The sequence below is a fragment of the Paracoccus sp. (in: a-proteobacteria) genome, assembly GCF_046462195.1.
Classification (GTDB): Bacteria; Pseudomonadota; Alphaproteobacteria; order Rhodobacterales; family Rhodobacteraceae; genus Paracoccus.
Map to the genome: position 1 here is coordinate 1 of NZ_JBKGUN010000245.1, position 3,413 is coordinate 3,413.

The 3,413-nt window shown below is 58.7% G+C and carries 2 protein-coding genes and 1 pseudogene; 1 reads left to right on the plus strand and 2 read right to left on the minus strand.

Features of this window, described 5'->3' with window-relative positions; all coding sequences use genetic code 11:
* Window positions 1–276: 276 nt before the first annotated feature.
* Window positions 277–812: pseudogene (locus ACLHHB_RS15380) on the plus strand (IS6 family transposase).
* Between the two features lie 233 nt (window positions 813–1,045).
* Here the strand turns inward: ACLHHB_RS15380 and ACLHHB_RS15385 are convergent.
* Both ACLHHB_RS15385 and ACLHHB_RS15390 read right to left on the minus strand, forming a co-directional pair.
* On the minus strand, window positions 1,046–2,068 hold the full coding sequence (locus tag ACLHHB_RS15385; protein ID WP_410219161.1) for an LLM class flavin-dependent oxidoreductase: 1,023 nt from the start codon (window positions 2,066–2,068) through the stop codon (window positions 1,046–1,048).
* A gap of 269 nt (window positions 2,069–2,337) precedes the next feature.
* On the minus strand, window positions 2,338–2,775 hold the full coding sequence (locus tag ACLHHB_RS15390) for a hypothetical protein (protein ID WP_410219160.1): 438 nt from the start codon (window positions 2,773–2,775) through the stop codon (window positions 2,338–2,340).
* Window positions 2,776–3,413 lie beyond the last annotated feature (638 nt).

Below are 3,413 nucleotides of genomic sequence, written 5' to 3' on the forward strand. Positions count from 1 at the left end.
TGTCCCGCCAGATCACCCTGCACGAGCAGGATTTCTTCCTTTGACAACTACCTTCCCCGTGCATGTACGCATGGCGCCATGCATGGGGGCATTTGCTATCTAGCCCAAACGATCGATGGTGAAGAACGGCGCTTGGCAGATGAAGGCAGTCTGATCAACACCTGATCCGTTTTATCAACACACTTTTGGTTCGCGAGCTAAGTCGCAAATTTTTTGGTAAGTCTGCGCCGGAAGGTTCGAATTGGAGTGAGGTCAGCCGTTCTGAGGGGAGTAACCATTAGCGCATCATTCAAGTCGCTCACTTTGCCAAAGACGTGATCCTTCACGCGGTCTTCTTCGGTCTCACGACAGTACGGAGTGTCTTGGCGTGACCCTAAAGAGATCATAAGCGAACACAGTGTCACGGTCGATCATGCGACATTGCATCCATGGCTAGAACGATATGCTGGTCAGGTCGCGAAAGGTGCGCGTCGCTCCAAGCGGCCCACTGACAGGTCTAAGTGCATGGATGAAACCTATATTGAAGACAAAGACAGTGCGGCCAACATCGACGGCATCAAGGGCATCAACAGGATGTTGAAGCGGTTCGGATGCCCTGCGCCGTTCCAGATGGTGCCGATCAAGTACCTCGATAACCCAGTCAAGCAAGACCATCGCTTCATCAAGCGCCAAGTGAGGCCGATGTTGGGCTTCAAGAGCTTTAAGCCAACAGCATCGACCATTGCCTAGATCGATTGGGAGAACATAAGCCGCACAGTCAATTCCGGTCCGAGATCAGTGCCTTTCAGCAGTTCTATAAGCTCACGGCCTGAAGCCGAAGAAATTGCCGCCCCCTCCTGTCTCACGCCGTACCTGTTACGACAAAGCCTCGGCGTAAGTTCTGATCGAAACTGGTAAGAATGTTGTAGGAGCGGCCGTACTCGCCACTAAAGCGTCCCGCAGCCTCACCTGCGGGGGGTCCAGTTACCAAACACGATGACCGCTCCATCTCGGAGCCTAGCGGCAGTAATGGCCAAGGGGATCGAGTTCAGGCCATAGCCTGAGTTCAACGCCAGCCAAGTTCAGGCGCGACATGATTCAGGATCGCCTCAATGACATGAGCATTGTAGTCGACGCCAAGCTGGTTGGGGACGGTCAGCAACAGGGTGTCGGCTTCGGCTATGGCCTCGTCTTCCGCCAGTTGCGCCACGAGCTGGTCCGGCTCGGCGGCATAGCTGCGGCCAAAGATCGCGCGCGTCTGCGCGTCGAGATAACCAATTTTGTCGCTGACTCCATTGCCGCGGCCGAAATAGGCGCGGTCAAGATCGTTCACCAAAGCAAAGATGCTGCGGCTGACCGAAACTCGGGGCGTGCGGTCATGACCGGCCTCGCTCCATGCTGTTCGATAGGCGCGGATCTGTCTGGCCTGCTGGATATGGAAAGGCTCTCCGGTTTCGTCATTCTTGAGCGTGGAGCTTTGTAGGTTCATTCCCAGCTTGGCGGCCCAGACAGCGGTCGCATCCGATCCCGCGCCCCACCAGATCCGCTCGCGCAGGCCTTCCGAATGCGGCTCCAGTCGCAGGAGGCCCTGCGGGTTCGGGAACATGGGCTGCGGATTGGGTTGCGCGAATCCTTCGCCTCGTAGAACGTCGAGCAACACCTCAGCGTGGCGGCGGCCCAGATCGGCGTCGCTTTCGCCCTCGGCAGGCTGATAGCCGAAATACCGCCAGCCATCGATGACCTGCTCGGGGGAGCCCCGGCTGATGCCGAGCTGAAGCCGGCCGCCCGAAATGAGATCGGCCGCCCCCGCATCTTCGGCCATGTAGAGCGGGTTCTCGTAACGCATGTCGATGACACCGGTGCCGATCTCAATGCGTTTGGTCCGTGTACCCACCGCCGCCAGCAGCGGAAAGGGCGAGGCCAGCTGGCGCGCGAAGTAGTGCACGCGGAAGTAAGCACCGTCCGCGCCTAACTCTTCAGCGGCCACAGCCAAGTCGATGGACTGCAATAGCACATCACCCGCAGAGCGTGTCTGCGAGCCGGTCGCGGGCGACCAATGGCCGAACGAGAGAAATCCGATGACGTGCAGCAGGCAGCTTTTGCGGAGAAGGTTTGTGTGAAGGCCTTGATCTTCCGTGCAAACCGAAAGCCGCGACAGCACCAGCACCGTTCGCGGCGTCATCACTATTCCGCACGAGTCGACTTTTCGCCACCCGGAGGCGCAGCCGCGGGTCAAGGAGACTAATGCGTTTATTCCTTGGGAATGTAACCGCAAAGCCGTTCGCATTGGCCGTCAAGACTGTAGGGAGCAGAGGCCCGAGGGCTGTATGCGCCGGTGGGCCAGTTTTGATCGATGAGCTACGGGAGCCGCGATACCGCTTCCCGCAGCTCAGGGTGCATGATCCAGCGTCCGGTATTGTGAGGATCCCCCGGCGTCGGAAGCCACGTTGCAATTGCCGTAGTGGGCACGTCTTCTCCCGCGCGAACCTGGGATTCAGGGAGTTTGGCGTGCATCTGTTCCGCCAACTTCCGGCCCCCTTTTCCATGGTGCATATTGGCTGACGAGAAATCGGCATATCCACCAGCTTGGGCTAGCTGCAACGCACTCATTCCTGCATCGCCAGCAGCCGCATGCGCCTTCAGCATCATCAACTGGCTGCCGCCCAGAGATGCCATTTGAATGGCGAGTTCACACTCCCCCGTTGTCGGTACAAGAAATCCTGTTCTTTCATCAAGGCGCCATTGGGCCCGCAACTCTCGGTCGCGCTCATCCAGCGCTGCGGCAATAATCGCCACAGCATCATCCTTGGTTCGCGCCGTGTCTTCCGCAAGATGTCGAGTGCCGACGGAGCACTGATAAGAAAAGCACGAGCCTTCCACTGGCCTCCGAGGTCCATGGCGCGGATAGTGTAACGCCTGTGCGTGACGGAAACTGCCTCAGTGCGTGATATGCGTGCCTCTTGCATAGACTTTTGCCTGTCCAGTCATACCGCTTTCTCGGAGCAAGCAAGGCGGTTGTCGGATTCAGCGTTAATGATCCTGCTATGTTCCCGGAAACCGTGCCACTCTGGTCCCGTAGACTGTCTTTCCAGCCTTTGTACCCAAACGTGGCGGCTCAGGTTCAACGCGAACCTGACTGCCGAGTTCTCTGCTGCTGCAGCCGCAACTGCATTCGCGTAGAGAGCACCATCGGGACCCCGGAAATCTAGCCTTCCTCCAAGCCTTGGTCTCCTGCGCCGATCCACTGCAGGCTGAAAGGCTCGCTCCATTTCCGCCCCGTGAGGTCAGCTCATCGATCTGGACGCGTTGGAGATGGGGCCCGACGCAGCGACCGAGAATGCCGGAAGCCTCCAGGTCCACCAGCCGCCGGGTCAGGAGAACGGGGGCGTGCTTGGCCGATCCGGCCGAGGAACGGAAACACGCGCTGGTAGTCG